Below are 14,816 nucleotides of genomic sequence, written 5' to 3' on the forward strand. Positions count from 1 at the left end.
CACTTCTTTTTGTCCGTGAGTGCGTACGTCGCGCCATGGGACTGTTCGACGGACTGCGGGAAGTGCTGGGCATCCGGGCCGAGACCGACGCGACTCGGAAGGCCGACCCCGACGACCTCTTCGGGATGAGTACGGCCTACGTCACGATGGAGGCCGAACTGGGCTACGAGGCGGTCGGCGAGGCGGCGCTCTGCTTCTCGGAAGTCGATAGCGCCGACTTCTCGGACGCCGTCGAGGAGGTCCACGAGATTCTAGAGGTGGGTGCCGAGGAGACCGGAACCGAGACCGAGGCCCACACCGACGACTACGGCTACTCGTGGGTCATCCTGCGCGACGACGACTTCGAGGACCTCGTGACCAGCCTCAACTTCGCCGCCGACACGCTGATGGAGCGGGGATACGGCTCCCGACTGCTCGCTGCCCTGTTCGGATTCCGGGACACCACGGACCGACAGAAGGGCGGCCGGTACGCTTACTGGGTCTACTCGTTCCGCCGCGGGGCGTACTATCCCCTCGTGCCGAAGGGGACCGACGACCGCGACGAGAGCGCTGAGTTCAAACTGGAGAGCAAACTCGACGGGGAACTCGACTTGGAGGAGAACAAGGAGTACTGGTACGCGCTCCTGCCGAGTACGCCCGACAGTCACCCGTGGGAATAGAAACCGCCTGATTAGTCGGCGACCGTTACCTCGATTCTTCTCAGTTTAAACCCCGTCAGACGCACGTCGTCTCCCCGACGCTTGCTCGCAGTTTCACTTTCGCTATGGTGTTAACGGGGGTTTATATGAGGTGCCGCACAAGGCAAGGATACGATGGCAGCAGACGTAGACCTCGAAGAACTGCCGGGCGTCGGTCCGGCGACCGCAGAAAAGCTCCGAGACGCAGGCTTCGACTCCTACGAGGGTCTCGCAGTAGCAAGCCCCAGCGAACTCTCGAACACCGCCGACGTGGGCGACTCGACGGCCTCCGACATCGTGCAGGCGGCCCGCGAGGCCGCCGACGTGGGCGGCTTCGAGACCGGCGCGGCCGTGCTGGAGCGCCGCGAGAAGATCGGTAAACTCAAGTGGAAAATCGACGAGGTGGACGAGCTACTGGGCGGCGGCGTCGAGACCCAGTCCATCACGGAAGTCTACGGCGAGTTCGGTGCCGGGAAGTCCCAGGTCACCCACCAGCTCGCGGTCAACGTCCAGCTTCCGCGCGAACACGGCGGGCTCGGCGGGAGCGCCATGTTCGTGGACAGCGAGGACACGTTCCGACCCGAGCGTATCGACGACATGGTGAAGGGCCTCCCGGACGAGGCGATTCAGGCCGCGATGGACGAGCGCGAAATCGAGGGCACGCCCGACGACGACGAGGCGATGGAGGCGCTGGTCGAGGACTTCCTCGACAAGATTCACGTCGCCAAGGCGTTCAACTCCAACCACCAGATGCTGCTGGCCGAGAAGGCCCAGGAACTCGCCAACGAGACCCAGGACGACGAGTACCCCGTCCGCCTGCTCTGCGTGGACTCGCTGACGGCCCACTTCCGCGCGGAGTACGTCGGCCGCGGCGAACTCGCCGAGCGCCAGCAGAAGCTCAACAAGCACCTCCACGACCTCGACAAGGTGGGCAACCTCCACAACACCGCGGTCGTCGTGACGAATCAGGTCGCGTCGAACCCCGACTCGTTCTTCGGCGACCCGACCCAGCCCATCGGCGGCAACATCCTCGGCCACAAGTCCACGTTCCGCATCTACCTCCGCAAGTCGAAGGGCGACAAGCGCATCGTCCGTCTGGTGGACGCGCCGAACCTCGCCGACGGCGAGGCCGTCATGCGCGTCGAGGACGCCGGACTGAAGCCCGAGTAAGCGTCTCGGAACATCGATTCGACCGTCGGCGTTCGCAGTTCTCCCTCGTTTCTCTTCTGCGTCGCATTCGACGCTCCGTCGGTTCTCTGTTCGCCATGCTTTGTTTCTCGCCGGCCCGACGGTCGGTAGCTCGCGGCGCTCGCAGGCGAGCGCCAGCGCCCGGCGAACCGGCGCGACTCCCGAGTCGGCCACTTCCCCTTTACATCCCGACAGACTCTGTACGAGCGTATGAAGGCGCGGACTGCGTTTGCGACCGTTCTGGTCGGCGTTCTCGCGGTGTTGTCGCTCCTCGTCATCAGGCCGTTCCTCGATTACGTCCTCGGCGCGATGCTGTTGGCGTTCGTCCTGACGCCGCTCCAGCGCCGCCTCGCGCCCGAGGTCGGCGCGCGGGTTTCGGCGTTCGCGCTGGTTTCGCTGACGATTCTGCTGTTTGTCGGGCCGATCGGGCTGTTCGTGCGGGTCGTGTTCGACGGCGTGGGCGAGTTGCCGACCGAGGTCAGCGACCTGCCGACCTACCAGTCGGTCGAGCGAGTGGTCGAGCGCGTCGTCGGCGTGCAAATCGGCGCGCGCTTCGACCAGATTCTCGGGAACTTCACCTCGACGCTCGCCGAGCGCAGTTCCGGACTGGCGAGCGCCGGGGTCCACTTCACCTTGGGCGTCCTCCTGTTGCTCTTCCTGCTGTACTACCTGCTCAAGGACGGCGACGTGCTGATTCGGTGGGCCAAGGGCGTGACGCCCCTTCCCCGGAAGGTGCAAGACGACCTCTACGCCGAGGCCGAGGAAGCGACGTGGGCGGTCCTGAAGGGCCACGTCTTCGTCGCCACCGTGCAGGGGTTCGTCTCCGGTCTCGGCCTCATCGCGCTCGGACTCCCGAACGCGGCGTTCTGGACCGTCGTGATGATGTTTCTGGCGATGGTTCCCATCGTCGGCGTCTCGCCGGTCCTCGGCGGCGCGACGATATACCTCGTCGTGAACGGCCGCCTCCTCGAAGCCGCGCTGCTGGTCGTCTACGGCATAACCGTCGTCGCCGTGACCGACGACTACCTCCGCGCGCTGGTCATCGACAAGGAGTCGTCGCTCCACTCGGGCGTCGTCCTGTTGGGCGTGTTCGGCGCGGCGTACTTCCTCGGCGCAATCGGCATCTTCGTCGGTCCCATCATCCTCGCGCTCTTCAAGGAGACCGTCGAGGTGTTCAACGAGTACTACGACCTCGCGTGACCGGGAGCGCCGCGACTCCGGAGCGATGGCTGGCGGTCGCTGGAGAGCGTCGAAAACCGGACCTCGAAAAATCGCTTACTCGTCGTCCGCTTCGGTCGTCGTCTTGTCCAGTTCCTTCTCGCCCTCGTAGATGTCCGCACCGTCTTGGACGACCTTCTCGGCGAGGACCGCGCACTTGACCCGCATCGGGCTGATGTCCACGCCGAGCATGTCTATCACGTCGTCGCGGTCCAGTTCCTGCATCTCCTCGACGCTCATGCCCTGCAACTCGCCGGTCAGCATGCTCGCGCTGGCCTGACTGATGGCACAGCCGTCGCCGCGGAAGGCGACGCGTTCGATGACCTCGTCGTCCTCGTCGAGTTGCACGTCTATCGTTATCTCGTCGCCGCACATCGGGTTCTCGCCAGCGTGGGAGAATGTCTTCTCCTCCAGTTCCCCGTAGTTTCGGGGACTCTTGTAGTGGTCGAGAATCTGCTGGCGATACATGTCCGAGCCCATGCCCATTGTTGAAAGAGGATAGGTGAGTAGCGCGTAAAAGAGTTGCGCAGACGCGATTTCGCCGGTTCAGACCGCGTAACCGATGAGCGCGGCGTCCAGCACCAGCAGGGTGGCGACCAGCGAGTTCGTCCGGAACGCCATCTTAAGCCGGGTCGGGAGTTCCCGGACGCCGTCCTCGCGGGCGCTCTTGGTCTCGTACCACGACCAGACGCTCGTCAGCGCGAAGACGCCGTACAGCGTCATCATGGCGACGAGCGCGGTCCCGCGCTGGCCGCCGGGGAGTTCGTTGTCGTAGAGCAACCAGAGCGCGCCGCCGCCCGAGGCACCCATGAGGACGATGCCGCCGAGCGCGAACCACTTCAGCGAGTCCAGCACGTCGAGCGCGAACTCCGGCGCGTCGTTGCGCCGCGCCGCGGGCAGGACCACCATCCCGGTCACGAGGTAGCCGCCGGTCCAGAGGACCGCCATCAGTACGTGAATCGCCATCACGGCCGCCAGCGTCCAGTCTACCATGTCGGGAGGGTGTGACGGAACCGCCAAAAAGCGGCCGGTTCCGGGCGAACGGTCCGGGAGAGCGACACTCGCCGCCGTCGTCACCGTTCGCCCATCGCCTCGCGCTCGAATCGCTCGGCGAACGCGGCGACGTACTCGCCGCGTTCGCGGGCCAGCTCCCGGCCGGCGTCGGTGTACATCCGATCCGGCAGGTCGAGAATCTTCTCGTGGACGTGGTTGAACTGGGTCTCTCCGGCGGCCGAATCGTCGGCTTCGGGCGGTAGGTCGGGGTCGTACAGCGGTTGGCCGAGTTCCCCGCCGTAGGCGAAGACGCGAGCGATACCGACCGCGCCGAGCGCGTCCAAGTTGTCGGCGTCCGAGAGGAGTTTCGCCTCGCGCGTCTCGGGGTCCACGTCGTTGGAGTAGCGGTGCGCCCGGACGCAGTGCTGGACCGCCTCGACGGTCTCGGCGTCCGCGCCGAGGTCTCGGAGGATTTCGGCGGCTTCCTCCGCACCCCACTCGGCGTGGTCTTCGATTTCGCCGCGGTCCTCCTTCGCCCGGCCGACGTCGTGGAGCCAGACCGCCGCGAGGAGTACGTCTTCGTCTACGCCGCTTCCGTCCTCGTCCACGTCGCTTCCGTCCTCGTCCACGTCGCTTCCGTCACCGGCCGCGTCGCTCTCGCTGGCTCCGTCGCTCGCGCTGGCTTCGTCGTCGTCCGCCTCAACCAGCGTCTCGGCGAGTCTGGCGACTCGCCGGACGTGGTGCCAGTCGTGGGCGGGCGAGACGCCGTCGAAGTAGGTCCGGGCGCGTTCGCGCACCTCGTCTTGCATGGTCCGGCGAACGCAGGCCCGCCGCAAAAAGAATCGGGAATTAGGAATCGGGAATCGGGCGCGGACGCCGGAACTCAGGCGAACAGTTCGCGGGCGCTGTCGATGGCGTCGATGAGCGCGTCGATTTCGTCCATCGTGTTGTAGAGGTAGAACGACGCTCGCGCCGAGGCCGCCACGCCCAACTTGTCGTGGAGCGGTTGGGTGCAGTGGTCGCCGGCGCGGATTGCGACCGCGTGGTCGTTCATGATAGAAGCGAGGTCGTGGGCGTGGACCGAATCGAGGTTGAACGAGACCAGTCCGCCGCGGTCGGTCGGGTCCATCGGGCCGTAGATTTCGATGTCGTCGAACTCGGCCATCCGGTCGAGGGCGTACTCCGTCAGCGTCTCCTCGTGGCGCTGAATCGCGGTCATGCCGATGTCTTCGAGGTACTCGACCGCCTCGGCGAAGCCGACGCCCTGCGCGATGAGCGGCGTGCCGGGTTCGAACTTCCACGGCAGGTCGTGCCACGTCGAGTCCTCGAACTCGACTTTCCGAATCATGCCGCCGCCGTACTGGAACGGCTCCATCTCTTCCAGAATCTCCTGCTTGCCGTAGAGACCGCCGATGCCGGTCGGACCGGCCATCTTGTGCGCGGAGAAGGCGTAGAAGTCGGCGTCGATGTCTTTCACGTCCACCGGGCGGTTGGGCACCGCCTGCGCACCGTCCACGAAGATGTAGGCGTCGTGGTCGTGCGCGAGGTCCGCGAGGTCCGAGACGGGGTTGACGGTCCCGAGCGTGTTCGAGACGTGGACGACGCTGACCATCTCGGTGTCGTCGGTGATCATCTCCGCGGCGGCGTCCATGTCGAGGTAGCCCTCGTCGGTGACGGGAACGTACTTCACGTCAGCGCCGGTGCGCTTGCCGATCTGTTGCCACGTCACCAGCGAGGCGTGGTGTTCCATCTCGGTCAGGACGATCTCGTCGCCCGGCCCGAGTTCGTTCAGGCCCCACGCGTAGGCGACCAGGTTCTCGGCTTCGGTGGTGTTCTTCGTGAAGACCATCTCCTCGCGGCCCTCGGCACCGACGAACTCGGCCACCGTGTCGTGGGCCTCCTCGTAGGCCTTCGAGGCCTCTTGGCTCAACTGGTGGATGCCGCGGTGGACGTTCGCGTTGGAGTGGCGGTAGTAGTCGGCGATGACGTCGACCACTCGGTCCGGCGTCTGACTCGTCGCGCCGTTGTCGAGGTAGACGAGTTGCTCGCCGTCGAACTCCCGCTGTAGGATGGGGAAGTCCTCCCGAATCCGCGCCACGTCGAGCGCGTCCGATTGTTGCAGTCCCATTGTCGGCGAGTAGGGCTTCGAGCAAGAACATTCCTTCGGTCCCGGCGACCGTCCGTAACCGGAATCGATTTCATTTGGAGCCGAGCGCGCCCCGAGGAAACCGAAGCCGCGGAACCGCGCGCGGGGACGGGGTTAATACCCTGCGACCCGATGCCATCGTATGGTCTCGAAACGACGACTCGGTGCGAGCCTCTTGCTCCTCGGACTCGCGTTCGTCGGGGCGTTCCACGCGGTGCTGGCGGTCGCGTACGACACCGGACTGGCCTCGGTCGGGGCGGGACTGGCGGGCATCTCGGTGCTGTCGCTGATGGTCGTCAACCTTCCCGCGCTCGGCGAGGGCGATAGCTCCGGCGGGGACGACGATTCGACGGCCGAGAAGTAGCTACATCCGGAGGAACTGCGCGTGACGCGTCGTCTCGATTTCCAGAACGTTCGCCTCGTCCACGAACCCCTCCCGAATCGCCAGTTCGACCGCCTCTGTCCCGACGAGGTTCGCCACCGAGGCGCGAGCGAGGCTGTCCACGACGGTCTGCTCGTCCGCTTCGTCGCCGCCGTAGAACTCTTCGGTGACGGTCAGCGAGACGCCGTCGTCCTCGAACGTCTCGCCCAGCACGTCGTCGTCGCAGACGGCTACGAGGAGTCCCTCGTCGGTCTCGCGCTCGTTGAGTATCATCGCTCCTGTCGCTGTTCCTCTTGGTCGATGAGTTCCTGCTCGGCCTGCTCGCGGAGGTCTTCGGCCTCCTCGGCTATCTCCTCGGCCTCGTCGTACTGGCCGAGTTCTTCGAGCGCGCGGGCCTTCTCGTCCAACACCTGCGAGTTGCGGAGACCGAGGCGGATGGCGTTTTCGAGGCTGTTCAGCGCGTCCTCGGCCAGTCCGCGTTCCAGCAGGAAGAACCCGCGATTGAACCACGCCTCGGCGAACCGCTCGTCTATCTCGACGGCCTTCTCGGCGTGTTCGAGCGCCTGCTCGCTCTGGCCCGCCTCCCAGAGCGCGTAGGCCAGATTCGTCTCGGCGGTCGCGGCGTGTTCGCTCTCGGCGTCGATGCGAATCGCTTCCCGGTAGTCGCCGATGGCGGCGTCCCACTCTTCGAGTTCGGCGTGGGCCGCGCCCTTGTTCGTCCACGCCTCCTGTTCGAGTTTACTGTCCTCGGGGGCGTACTGGGCCGCGCGTTCGAAGGTGTCGGCGGCCTGCTCGAACCGGTTTATCTGCATGTAGTTCAGGCCGACGTCGATGAGTTGCGGGACGTCTATCTCGTCGTCGTTGACGTTCTGGTCGTCGAGCAGGTCGGCGACGACGCGCGAGTCCACCGGGTCCACCTTGTCGGGGTCCACGTCCAGTTCGGGCGGGTCGAGGTCGAACCCCTCGTAGGGGTCGTCGAACCGCTCGTCCTCGGAGAAGTCGTGGTCCTCGGGGTCAGTCATGTCTCGGTGTTTGGCGTTCGGCGGGGTTAAGAACTACGCTATCGAGATTCGCCGAGCGCGTTTCCGTGAGAAGAGTGGTCGGCGAGACCGCCCGCTACTCGCTCCGCGTCCGGACCGCGGTGCCCGAGAGGTTGACCCACAGCATCCCCTCGGCCATCTCTTCGTAGTCGAACGACGCGCCCACCACGGCGTCGGCGTCCAACTCCTCGGCGTCCGCACGCAGGTCCTTGATGGCCTCCTCGCGGCCGCTCTCTATCTTCTTCTCGTAGGAACCGCTTCGGCCGCCGACCACGTCGCGGATGCCCGCCGCGATGTCGCTGACGACGTTCGCGCCGATGACCGCCTCGCCGGAGACGACGCCGAGGTACTCCGACACGTCGCGCCCGTCGAGACCGTCCGTGGTCGTGATGATGACGTCTGACATACGGGTTCGGCTTCGACGGGAAGGGGGATAAGTTCGCCGTGAGAATTGCGGGCGAGACGCACGGGACCGGCGGCGAGAATCGTCCGCTTCGCCGACCACCCACCTTCAAGCCCTCGGGCGACCAGTTGGGACTATGCGACTGTTCGCCAGCGTCGATCTCCCCGACGAGTTCGCCGCGGAAGTCGAGGCCGTGCAGGACGAGTTCGCCGACGCCTCGGGGCTGAGTTTCACCGACCCCGAGCAGGCCCACGTCACCCTCAAGTTCCTCGGCGACGTGAATCAGGGAGAACTCCCGCGGGTGAAAAACGCCCTCCGGCGCGCGGTGGGGAAGGCTGGCGTCGGACCGTTCGAGGCCACCTACGAGGGACTGGGCGTGTTCCCCGACCTCGGATACATTCAGGTCCTCTGGCTCGGGGTCGGCGAGGGGAGCGAGGCGATGACGAGCCTCCACGAGGCCATCGAGCGCGAGGTGACGCGCCTCGGCTTCGACCCCGAGGACCACGACTTCACGCCCCACGTCACCCTCGCGCGGATGGAACACGCCGGCGGGAAGGAACTGGTGCAGGAGAACGTCGAGGAACTGGACCCGACCGTGGGCACGACCGAGGTGTCCGAGATTCGACTGACCGAGAGCGTCCTGACCGACGACGGACCCGAGTACTCGACGGTCGAGTCGTTCGAGTTGGAGTGAACGGAGCGGTTTCGAATGCGAATCCGACTCGCCGACGAAGCCGACGCCGCCCGAATTCGCGCCATCTACGCGCCGATAGTCGAGGAGACCGTAATCTCCTTCGAGGAGGACCCACCGAGCGAGGCGGAGATGGCCGACCGCATCGCCGAGACCGTCCGCCGATACCCGTGGATAGTTTTCGAGGTGCAGAACGGAGACGGCGAGGGAGACGAGACCGACGGGGAAATCGGAGGCTACGCCTACGCGGGCCGACACCGCGAGCGCGAGGCCTACCGCTGGTCGGTGGACGTATCGGTCTACGTCGCCGAGAGCTATCGCCGCAGGGGAGTCGGGCGGGGTCTCTACGAATCGCTCGTCGAAATTCTCCGCTTTCAGGGGTTCTGCAACGCCTACGCCGGGATATCGCTTCCGAACCCCGCGAGCGTCGCGCTCCACGAGTCGCTCGGGTTCGAGCAGGTCGGCGTCTACGAGTCGGTCGGGTACAAGCACGGCGCGTGGCACGACGTCGGCTGGTGGCAACGACGGCTTCGAGAGCGACCGGAGCACCCCGACCCGCCGCGACCCCTGACGGAGGTCGCGGGGACCGCGGCGTTCGAGACCGCCCTCGGAGAGGGTGAGTCGGCGGTCGAAGGCTGACGAAGGACCGGGGCCAAAGCAACACGATTTTAAGCTACGGCGGGGAAGAGCATGGTACCATGAGTAAGAAATCGAAGGCGAAGAAGAAGCGCCTCTCTAAGCTCGACCGCCAGAACAGCCGCGTTCCCGCGTGGGTCATGATGAAGACCGACCGCGAGACGCAACGCAACCCCAAGCGCCGAAACTGGCGGCGTAACGACACCGACGAATAATGAGCGCCAACGACTTCGAGGAGCGCGTCATCACGGTGCCGCTCCGCGACGCCAAGGCCGCGGCGAAGCACGAGCGAGCCGACAAGGCGATGACGCTCCTCCGGGACCACCTCGCACAGCACTTCAAAGTAGACGACGACGAAGTCCGCCTCGACCCCTCGATCAACGAGGCCGTCTGGTCGCGCGGTCGCAAGAAGCCCCCGAGCAAGCTTCGCGTCCGCGCCGCCCGGTTCGAGGAAGAGGGCGAGACGGTCGTCGAAGCGGAACACGCCGAGTAGAGCTTTGCTCCGCGCCGCTTTCGTCGGGTCGTCGTACGTCGGTGTCTTCGCTCGCGCCACTGACGAGTACCTGCTGGTCCGCCCCGACATCGACGACGAGACCGTCGCCGACGTAGCCGACGAACTGGAAGTGGACGCCGTCGAGACCACGGTCGGCGGCTCCTCGACCGTCGGCGCGCTGGCGGTCGGCAACGAGAACGGCCTGCTGGTCAGCAGTCGAGCCACCGACCGCGAGTGCGACCGCATCGCCGAGGCCGCGGACGTGGACGTGACCGAACTGCCGGGCAAGATCAACGCCGCGGGCAACGTCGTCCTCGCCAACGACAACGGCGCTTACGTCCATCCCGATCTTTCCCGCAAGGCGATTCGAGCGGTGAAGGACGCGCTGGACGTCGAAGTCGAGCGCGGCGAACTCGCCGACGTCCGGACGGTCGGCACCGCCGCGGTCGCCACGAACAACGGCGTCCTCTGTCACCCGAAGGCGACCGACGCGCAACTCGACCGACTGGAGGAGGTGCTGGACGTGCCCGCCGACATCGGAACCATCAACTACGGCGCGCCGTTGGTCGGGTCGGGCCTGCTGGCCAACGAGAACGGCTACGTCGTCGGTCAGGAGACCACCGGGCCGGAACTGGGCCGCATCGAGCAGTCGCTGGGCTACATCGAGTAGCTACTCGGCGTGCCAGAGGATGGTGTTGCCGATTTTCTCGCTTCTAATCGTTCCGTCTTCTTCGAGTTTCTTCAGGTAGTAGTAGGCACAGTCGTACTCACAGCTTAATTTCTCGGCGACGTTCGTCGTCGTCGCAGTGTCGAGGCGTTCGACCGCGCCTCGCAAAGTCATCTTCAGAGGGCCGTTCGTCTCGGTTCAGGGGATACGGGTAGAGGTCTGCCACGCTTCGACGTCGTAGTGGCCGAGAGATAAGTGTCGGTTAAATGTATATTGAACGGGAGAGTCGGGACTCCGTGACCAGTCACGAAACGACCGCTCACTCCTCGTCGGCTTCGTCCTCACGGCGGTCGCTCAGATGTTCCCAGATTTCCGTACACCCCGCCCCGTCCGCCACGTCCGAGAGGTGGCTCCGTTCCCGGTCGGCGTCGCTCTCCTCGGACTCGTCGGCCACGGCCTGCTCGTCGAGTGTTTCCTCGGCGGTCATCGATACTCGATAGGGAGACGAAGCGAATAAACCCGCGCTCAGGCGTAATCGCTACCGATGCTCTCGCTCGGAGGCGGTTCTTTCCGGTAGTCGTGACGGTGGCCGAGTCCTCGAAAACGGCCGCGGAGCGAGCGAGGCGTCCGATCAGCGGGGTTCGGGCGGCGGTTCCGCGGTTCGTCGGCGTCATCGAATCCGCGGACACTCGGCAACAGTCGCGGGCGACGACAGCCTTACTCGCCGGCTGGTCCTCTTCGGAAGCATGGTCGTCTCTATCCACCAGTTGGACGACGGCGCGTGGCTCAGCGTCAACGACTCGCGGTCGGTCCCCGTGAGCGAACTCTGGCTGCTCGCGCGCCACGACTTCTGCGACTGCGAACCCGCCGACTTTCTGGCGGAGGGGTTCGTGGAGGTCGGCGTCGATTGGCCCGACGTGGAGGGTCGCATCGCCGGGCAGTGCGTGCAGTGCGGCGCGAGCGGCGTCACCGGCTGGCTGGCGCTGGGTCGCGTCGAGCGCGAGAGCGAGGAATTCCACCGAGTGGACCCGTCGAGCGTCCACGTCCCCGAGCGCCGGACGCGGTTGGCCACGCCGTCGGAGTAGAATCTCGTGACGCCGTCGGAGTAGGGTATCGAGGGCATCTTCGACTCCGGCAAAGCCCGCCGATTGGCGGGAGCCTCGGGGAAGTTTGACGGAGCAATCGCCCCTTTACCGGCCGCTCGCGTTGGCACTCCCATGCCGAGCAAAGTCGAAAGCTGGAAAGACGAACTCTACGGCGTCGATATTCGAGACCACCTCGAACGCTTCGCCGAGGAGGGCTGGGACGCGATTCCGGAGGACGAACACGACGCGTGGTTCGAGCGCTTCAAGTGGTGGGGCCTGTACCACCAGCGGAAGGGCCAAGAGTCGTACTTCATGATGCGGGTCGGCGTCCCGATGGGTCGCCTGACGCCCGAGCAGTTGCGCGTCGTCGGCGAAATCGCCCGCGAGTACGCCACCGGACCGGTCGAGAACCCGGAGTTCGGCGACGCGTACGCCGACTTCACGACGCGCCAGTCGATTCAGCTCCACTGGATAAAGGTCGAGGACGTGCCCGACATCTTCGAGAAACTGGAGTCCGTCGGTCTCTCTACGATTCAGGCCTGCGGCGACTCGTGGCGCAACATCGTCGGTTCGCCGGTCGCGGGCCGGGACGCCGACGAACTGCTGAACGTCTGGCCGGTCGTCCAGGAACTCCACGACGAGTTCAAGGGCAACGACCTCTACGAGAACCTGCCCCGCAAGTGGAAGGTCGCGGTCACCGGCGACACCCGCGGCGCGGGACAGGGCGACATCAACGACCTCGCCTTCGAGCCGGCGGTCAAGGAAATCGAGAACGAGGACGGGGGTAGCGAGGAGGTCGCGGGCTTCAACGTCCGGGTCGGCGGCGGTCTCGCCCGGAAGGAACCCCGGTTCGCCCGCGACATCGACGTGTTCTGCCGCCCGGAGAACGCCAGCAAGGTCGCGGCGGGCCTCTCGGGGCTGTTCCGCGACTACGGCGACCGCGAGGACCGCTTCAACGCCCGCATGAAGTTCCTCGTGGACGAGTGGGGACCGGAGAAGGTTCGGGAGACGCTACAGGACGAGTACGTCGAGCACGAGCTTCCGACCGCCGGCGAGAACCTGCGCGAGCAGTACGACTACAACGCCGGCCGCGCCGACTCGCCCGGCGACTACGTGGGCGTCCACGACCAGAACGACGGCGACCACTTCGTCGGTCTCTCGGTGCTGGTCGGCCGGATGGCCGCCGAGGACGTCGTCGAACTCGCGGACCTCGCCGCGGACTACGGCTCCGAGATGATCGGCGTCACCCAGCGCCAGAACCTCATCGTCGGGGACATCTCCGACGACGACCTCGACGACTTCCTCGACGAGTCCCTGCTGGACGAGTACTCTCCCGACCCGCACCCGTTCCTCCGGGGGTCCATCGCCTGCACCGGGACCGAGTACTGCTCGCTGTCCATCGTGGAGACGAAGAATCGGATGGTCCGGTACGGCCGCTGGCTCGAGGAGAACGTTCCGGTCCCGGAGGGCGTCGAGGACTTCCACATTCACCTCTCTGGCTGTACGGCCTCCTGCGCGCAGCCCCAAATCGCGGACATCTCGCTCCGCGGGATGAAAGCGCGCAAGGACGGCGAACCGGTCGAGGCGTTCGACGTGGGACTGGGCGGCGGCTTGGGCGAGAATCCGGAGTTCGCCGACTGGGTGGAGATGCGCGTGCCCGCCGACGAGATTCCGGGCTACGTCCGGAACCTGCTCGCCACCTTCGAGGAGAACCGCGAGGAGGGCGAGAGCTTCCGGGACTTCGTGCGAGAGCGCGACGAGGACGAGATGCAGGCCCTCGCCGACCCCGAGGAGACCGACTACGAGGACCCCTACATGCACAACACGAAGATGACGTGGTACCCCTACGCCGACGAGGACGACATGGCCGCCTCGCCCGCGCCGACCGACGCGCAGGGAGCGCCGCTTTCGGGGGACGACTGAGATGGCCGACCGCGTGCTGAAGGTCAACGCGTACACGACGCTCGACCTCGTGGACGCCACCGCCGAGGGCCACGACTTCGAGGAGTCGGCCTACGCCACGCTGAACGCGACCGCGGCCCGCAACGACCCCGACAGCGTGGACCTCCAGTTGGAACTCGACAACACTGACCTCGACGCGCTCCCGGCCCACGCCGACCGCGTGGCCCTCTCGCCCGAGCAGGCCCGGACGCTCGCTGCGGACCTCGAAAAACACGCCGAGCGAGTCGAACAGGCCCGGAGAAGCCCGGCCGACGACGGTACTCAATCCACCGCCAGCGACGATGACTGAGCAGGCGCTGCTAGTCGCGGGGCACGGCTCTCACCGGAATCCGGACTCGTCGACGCCGGTCCACCGGGCGGTCGATGCGGCCCGCGAGGACGGCTCCTTCGCCGAGGTCCGCCCGGCGTTCTGGAAGGAGGCCCCGTCGCTCCGCGAGGTCGTCCACACCGTGGACGCCGACGAGGCAATCGTCGTCCCGCTGTTCGTCAGCGAGGGCTACTTCGTCGAGCAGGTCCTGCCCCGCGAGTTCGGACTGGGCGTCGAGGACCGCGACGACGCGCCGACGCTCCGGTACGCCGACCCCATCGGCACGCACCCCGAGATGACCGAGGTCGTCGCGGCCCGCGCCCGGCGGATGTTGAGCGGGGAGCCGGCGGACGCATCTCCGGCGGACGACGCCGCGGCCGTCGCGCCGGAGGACGCCGCGCTCGCCGTCGTCGGCCACGGCACCGAGCGCAACCCCAACAGCGCCGAGGCCATCTACGACCACGTCGAGGCGCTCCGCGAGGAGAGCGCGTTCGCGGAGGTCGGCGCGCTGTTCATGGACGAAGCGCCCTACGTCGAGGACGTACTGGCGGAGTTCGCGGCCGACGACGTCGCGGTCGTCCCGCTGTTCACCGCCGACGGGTTCCACACGCAGGACGAGATTCCGGAACTGCTCGGCCTGACCGACGACCCGGAGACTGGGTATCCCGTCCCAGCAAACGTCGAGAATCGGCGCGTCTGGTACTCCTCGGCGGTCGGCACCGACCCGCTCGTCGTGGACGTGGTGCTGGAGCGCGCCGCGGAGGCGGGCGCGAATCTCGGCAACGCTGATGCGGCAGACTCGTCCGCGAGCGCGGACGAGTCCGGCGCACCCGACTCGGGCTTCGTCCGCGAGGAAGCCGCCGACGCCTTCCTCTCGTGGGTCGAGCGAGCCGGAGACGAGTCGAGCGATGCGACCCGCGACGTCCGT

At 66.4% G+C, this 14,816-nt stretch carries 21 protein-coding genes and 1 pseudogene; 13 read left to right on the plus strand and 9 right to left on the minus strand.

The features are described from left to right. The first annotated feature begins 35 nt into the window (after positions 1–35). From pspAB to M0R88_RS05675, 3 genes are all read left to right on the plus strand, one after another. Complete coding sequence (gene pspAB / locus M0R88_RS05665) at positions 36–659, plus strand: PspA-associated protein PspAB (RefSeq protein ID WP_248655988.1); 624 nt, start codon at positions 36–38, stop codon at positions 657–659. A gap of 153 nt (positions 660–812) precedes the next feature. After that, positions 813–1,847, plus strand: coding sequence for a DNA repair and recombination protein RadA (gene radA / locus M0R88_RS05670; RefSeq protein ID WP_248655989.1), 1,035 nt, complete (start codon positions 813–815; stop codon positions 1,845–1,847). Between the two features lie 228 nt (positions 1,848–2,075). Then, positions 2,076–3,065: an AI-2E family transporter gene (locus tag M0R88_RS05675; RefSeq protein WP_248655990.1), complete on the plus strand. Its 990-nt coding sequence runs from the start codon at positions 2,076–2,078 to the stop codon at positions 3,063–3,065. A 75-nt stretch (positions 3,066–3,140) separates the two neighbouring features. On the opposite strand, the gene sufU is transcribed toward M0R88_RS05675, so the two are convergent. The 4 genes from sufU to M0R88_RS05695 form a co-directional block, all read right to left on the minus strand. Beyond that, the gene (gene sufU, locus M0R88_RS05680; RefSeq protein ID WP_248655991.1) at positions 3,141–3,569 is read right to left on the minus strand and encodes a Fe-S cluster assembly sulfur transfer protein SufU; all 429 of its coding nucleotides are present in this window, start codon (positions 3,567–3,569) and stop codon (positions 3,141–3,143) included. 60 nt (positions 3,570–3,629) lie between these two features. After that, entirely contained in the window at positions 3,630–4,076 is a 447-nt protein-coding gene (locus M0R88_RS05685; RefSeq protein ID WP_248655992.1) for a hypothetical protein, read from the minus strand. Positions 4,077–4,156: 80 nt separating this feature from the next. Further along, positions 4,157–4,885: an HD domain-containing protein gene (locus tag M0R88_RS05690; protein ID WP_248655993.1), complete on the minus strand. Its 729-nt coding sequence runs from the start codon at positions 4,883–4,885 to the stop codon at positions 4,157–4,159. A 74-nt stretch (positions 4,886–4,959) separates the two neighbouring features. Beyond that, complete coding sequence (locus M0R88_RS05695) at positions 4,960–6,198, minus strand: aminotransferase class V-fold PLP-dependent enzyme (RefSeq protein WP_368409411.1); 1,239 nt, start codon at positions 6,196–6,198, stop codon at positions 4,960–4,962. A gap of 166 nt (positions 6,199–6,364) precedes the next feature. Here M0R88_RS05695 and M0R88_RS05700 point away from each other — a divergent pair, with 166 nt between their 5' ends. After that, entirely contained in the window at positions 6,365–6,586 is a 222-nt protein-coding gene (locus tag M0R88_RS05700; protein ID WP_248655995.1) for a hypothetical protein, read from the plus strand. On the opposite strand, the gene M0R88_RS05705 is transcribed toward M0R88_RS05700, so the two are convergent. The 3 genes from M0R88_RS05705 to M0R88_RS05715 all read right to left on the minus strand — a co-directional run bounded on the left by M0R88_RS05705 (position 6,587) and on the right by M0R88_RS05715 (position 8,050). Next, positions 6,587–6,877, minus strand: a complete 291-nt coding sequence (locus tag M0R88_RS05705; RefSeq protein ID WP_248655996.1) for a DUF424 domain-containing protein — start codon at positions 6,875–6,877, stop codon at positions 6,587–6,589. After that, positions 6,874–7,626 (minus strand): tetratricopeptide repeat protein, encoded by a 753-nt coding sequence (locus tag M0R88_RS05710; RefSeq protein ID WP_248655997.1) that lies wholly within the window; start codon positions 7,624–7,626, stop codon positions 6,874–6,876. Before M0R88_RS05710 ends, M0R88_RS05705 begins: the two co-directional genes overlap by 4 nt. 94 nt (positions 7,627–7,720) lie before the next feature. Then, the gene (locus M0R88_RS05715) at positions 7,721–8,050 is read right to left on the minus strand and encodes a YbjQ family protein (RefSeq protein WP_248655998.1); all 330 of its coding nucleotides are present in this window, start codon (positions 8,048–8,050) and stop codon (positions 7,721–7,723) included. A 133-nt stretch (positions 8,051–8,183) separates the two neighbouring features. Between M0R88_RS05715 and thpR the strand changes: the two genes are divergently transcribed. Genes thpR through M0R88_RS05740 form a run of 5 tightly spaced genes read left to right on the plus strand, consistent with a single transcriptional unit; the run spans position 8,184 to position 10,537 of the window. After that, a complete protein-coding gene (gene thpR / locus M0R88_RS05720; protein ID WP_248655999.1) occupies positions 8,184–8,741 on the plus strand; it encodes an RNA 2',3'-cyclic phosphodiesterase in 558 nt (185 codons plus the stop codon). A gap of 15 nt (positions 8,742–8,756) precedes the next feature. Continuing rightward, entirely contained in the window at positions 8,757–9,377 is a 621-nt protein-coding gene (locus M0R88_RS05725) for an arsinothricin resistance N-acetyltransferase ArsN1 family B (RefSeq protein WP_248656000.1), read from the plus strand. A 59-nt stretch (positions 9,378–9,436) separates the two neighbouring features. Further along, positions 9,437–9,589, plus strand: coding sequence for a 50S ribosomal protein L39e (locus M0R88_RS05730; protein WP_248656001.1), 153 nt, complete (start codon positions 9,437–9,439; stop codon positions 9,587–9,589). Beyond that, positions 9,589–9,867: a 50S ribosomal protein L31e gene (locus M0R88_RS05735; RefSeq protein WP_248656002.1), complete on the plus strand. Its 279-nt coding sequence runs from the start codon at positions 9,589–9,591 to the stop codon at positions 9,865–9,867. The genes M0R88_RS05730 and M0R88_RS05735 overlap by 1 nt, the downstream gene beginning before the upstream one ends. 4 nt (positions 9,868–9,871) lie before the next feature. Beyond that, the gene (locus M0R88_RS05740) at positions 9,872–10,537 is read left to right on the plus strand and encodes a translation initiation factor IF-6 (RefSeq protein WP_248656003.1); all 666 of its coding nucleotides are present in this window, start codon (positions 9,872–9,874) and stop codon (positions 10,535–10,537) included. Here the strand turns inward: M0R88_RS05740 and M0R88_RS05745 are convergent, their stop codons facing one another. Continuing rightward, a complete protein-coding gene (locus M0R88_RS05745) occupies positions 10,538–10,708 on the minus strand; it encodes a hypothetical protein (RefSeq protein ID WP_248656004.1) in 171 nt (56 codons plus the stop codon). Positions 10,709–10,853: 145 nt separating this feature from the next. Beyond that, complete coding sequence (locus M0R88_RS05750) at positions 10,854–11,021, minus strand: DUF8595 family protein (protein WP_248656005.1); 168 nt, start codon at positions 11,019–11,021, stop codon at positions 10,854–10,856. Between the two features lie 259 nt (positions 11,022–11,280). Between M0R88_RS05750 and M0R88_RS05755 the strand changes: the two genes are divergently transcribed. The 4 genes and pseudogenes from M0R88_RS05755 to M0R88_RS05770 all read left to right on the plus strand — a co-directional run. Continuing rightward, positions 11,281–11,619: a DUF8134 family protein gene (locus tag M0R88_RS05755; RefSeq protein ID WP_248656006.1), complete on the plus strand. Its 339-nt coding sequence runs from the start codon at positions 11,281–11,283 to the stop codon at positions 11,617–11,619. 132 nt (positions 11,620–11,751) lie between these two features. Next, a complete protein-coding gene (locus M0R88_RS05760) occupies positions 11,752–13,542 on the plus strand; it encodes a nitrite/sulfite reductase (RefSeq protein WP_248656007.1) in 1,791 nt (596 codons plus the stop codon). A gap of 1 nt (position 13,543) precedes the next feature. Beyond that, positions 13,544–13,870, plus strand: coding sequence for a DUF6360 family protein (locus M0R88_RS05765; protein ID WP_248656008.1), 327 nt, complete (start codon positions 13,544–13,546; stop codon positions 13,868–13,870). Next, positions 13,863–14,723 (plus strand): annotated as a pseudogene (locus M0R88_RS05770) (CbiX/SirB N-terminal domain-containing protein); the annotation flags it as partial. The gene M0R88_RS05765 and the pseudogene M0R88_RS05770, both read left to right, overlap by 8 nt. Positions 14,724–14,816 lie beyond the last annotated feature (93 nt).

Origin of the sequence: Halorussus gelatinilyticus (assembly GCF_023238445.1) — an archaeon.
GTDB classification, from domain to species: domain Archaea; phylum Halobacteriota; class Halobacteria; order Halobacteriales; family Haladaptataceae; genus Halorussus; species Halorussus gelatinilyticus.

Excerpts from the sequence above, each read along its gene's own strand:
- M0R88_RS05735 (WP_248656002.1), top strand. The coding sequence starts at position 9,589 with ATGAGCGCCAACGACTTCGAGGAGCGCGTCATCACGGTGCCGCTCCGC.
- M0R88_RS05705 (WP_248655996.1), bottom strand. The coding sequence starts at position 6,877 with ATGATACTCAACGAGCGCGAGACCGACGAGGGACTCCTCGTAGCCGTC.
- M0R88_RS05750 (WP_248656005.1), bottom strand. The coding sequence starts at position 11,021 with ATGACCGCCGAGGAAACACTCGACGAGCAGGCCGTGGCCGACGAGTCC.
- M0R88_RS05760 (WP_248656007.1), top strand. The coding sequence starts at position 11,752 with ATGCCGAGCAAAGTCGAAAGCTGGAAAGACGAACTCTACGGCGTCGAT.
- thpR (WP_248655999.1), top strand. The coding sequence starts at position 8,184 with ATGCGACTGTTCGCCAGCGTCGATCTCCCCGACGAGTTCGCCGCGGAA.
- M0R88_RS05685 (WP_248655992.1), bottom strand. The coding sequence starts at position 4,076 with ATGGTAGACTGGACGCTGGCGGCCGTGATGGCGATTCACGTACTGATG.
- radA (WP_248655989.1), top strand. The coding sequence starts at position 813 with ATGGCAGCAGACGTAGACCTCGAAGAACTGCCGGGCGTCGGTCCGGCG.
- M0R88_RS05755 (WP_248656006.1), top strand. The coding sequence starts at position 11,281 with ATGGTCGTCTCTATCCACCAGTTGGACGACGGCGCGTGGCTCAGCGTC.
- M0R88_RS05730 (WP_248656001.1), top strand. The coding sequence starts at position 9,437 with ATGAGTAAGAAATCGAAGGCGAAGAAGAAGCGCCTCTCTAAGCTCGAC.
- M0R88_RS05675 (WP_248655990.1), top strand. The coding sequence starts at position 2,076 with ATGAAGGCGCGGACTGCGTTTGCGACCGTTCTGGTCGGCGTTCTCGCG.
- M0R88_RS05745 (WP_248656004.1), bottom strand. The coding sequence starts at position 10,708 with ATGACTTTGCGAGGCGCGGTCGAACGCCTCGACACTGCGACGACGACG.
- M0R88_RS05725 (WP_248656000.1), top strand. The coding sequence starts at position 8,757 with ATGCGAATCCGACTCGCCGACGAAGCCGACGCCGCCCGAATTCGCGCC.
- M0R88_RS05700 (WP_248655995.1), top strand. The coding sequence starts at position 6,365 with ATGGTCTCGAAACGACGACTCGGTGCGAGCCTCTTGCTCCTCGGACTC.
- M0R88_RS05715 (WP_248655998.1), bottom strand. The coding sequence starts at position 8,050 with ATGTCAGACGTCATCATCACGACCACGGACGGTCTCGACGGGCGCGAC.
- M0R88_RS05690 (WP_248655993.1), bottom strand. The coding sequence starts at position 4,885 with ATGCAAGACGAGGTGCGCGAACGCGCCCGGACCTACTTCGACGGCGTC.
- sufU (WP_248655991.1), bottom strand. The coding sequence starts at position 3,569 with ATGGGCATGGGCTCGGACATGTATCGCCAGCAGATTCTCGACCACTAC.
- M0R88_RS05765 (WP_248656008.1), top strand. The coding sequence starts at position 13,544 with ATGGCCGACCGCGTGCTGAAGGTCAACGCGTACACGACGCTCGACCTC.
- pspAB (WP_248655988.1), top strand. The coding sequence starts at position 36 with ATGGGACTGTTCGACGGACTGCGGGAAGTGCTGGGCATCCGGGCCGAG.
- M0R88_RS05710 (WP_248655997.1), bottom strand. The coding sequence starts at position 7,626 with ATGACTGACCCCGAGGACCACGACTTCTCCGAGGACGAGCGGTTCGAC.